Genomic DNA, 1,084 nt, shown 5'->3' with positions numbered 1-1,084 from the left:
TTTCGTGCCTCCGGGCCTCTCGGGCCGCTGTCGCCCCGTGGCCGTCGACGGCGCGCTCGTCGAGGCCGAGCGCGCCCGCATCGACGGTCTCTTCCTCGAGACGCTGACCGGCCATTGCGCGTGGACCGAAGCCGATGGCGTCGTCTCGGAGACTTTCCCGATCGCATGGCAATCGGGCATGGTTCCAAGCCGCTGTTTTGACGCTCTCTCGCTCGCTGCACCGGTTTACACTTCGGCTCGGAGTGCTCTCGCGGCTGCTTAGAGTGCATTCTGACGATGTGAAAATAGACTCGTCAAGAAATCCGCCTCGAAACAGGGCCCGAGAGACACCGGCCTGATGTAATCAGATCCGATACAGCTCTCGGCCCTCCTACAAAACGCCCTCTACGCTGCCGCCGGCAAAGAAAGGTCGACAGCCGTAAGTGTGTGACACACACGGAATCGCGACCGATCCTATCGCATGTCTTGGCACGATCCCTTTTGCAGAAGCGGATGGCGATCAGGAGCGGCGGGTTCCTCAAAGCCTGTCCATTTCATGGCCCTGCCGCGGCTCCCATTCTGCGCCAGATTCGCAGCAAATTGGACATGTGGAAGTATTTTCACTGACATAAAAAGGGACGGATCATGGCATCGACATCTGCGCCATCTCAATCTTTCACGCGCCTTTACTCGCTGAGTTCTCCGACCGGCGGTGCGGGGTTTGATCAGACCAGCCCCTTCGGCAGCAGCGGGGGAACGGTCGGCACCTTCACTTTGACGGATTTGCCGGCGGCAAGCGGCGCTGACGACCTCGCCGTGCTTGGCGACAGTCCGAACGATAACATGCAGGCCGTACAAAACATCAACGAAAGAGTAACTACTTTCACAAACAGAGAATATGTTGGACAAATTGCGAATGGAGGCGGCGTTGTTGCAAGGACTTTTTCAATAGCAAGGAATGAATACAGTTACCTCTTGTACTCGAACCAGTCTCTCGAACCCGGTACGCCGGTCACGATTTCGTCCGCGCCTTTCGCTCTCTGCTTCGCGTCGGGCACGCGGATCCTGACGAGCCGCGGCGAAGTGGCGGTCGAGCATCTGCAGG

At 58.5% G+C, this 1,084-nt stretch carries 2 pseudogenes; both read left to right on the top strand.

Going from position 1 to position 1,084, the window contains the following annotated elements:
* Nucleotides 1-262: pseudogene (locus E4V01_RS25380) on the top strand (hypothetical protein); the annotation flags it as partial.
* A gap of 362 nt (nucleotides 263-624) precedes the next feature.
* Nucleotides 625-1,084: pseudogene (locus tag E4V01_RS25375) on the top strand (Hint domain-containing protein); the annotation flags it as partial.

Source organism: Methylorubrum sp. Q1 (assembly GCF_004683995.1).
Taxonomy (GTDB): domain Bacteria; phylum Pseudomonadota; class Alphaproteobacteria; order Rhizobiales; family Beijerinckiaceae; genus Methylobacterium.
The sequence above is the reverse complement of the archived record's forward strand: the minus strand, read 5'-3'. Positions and strand labels throughout refer to the sequence as shown.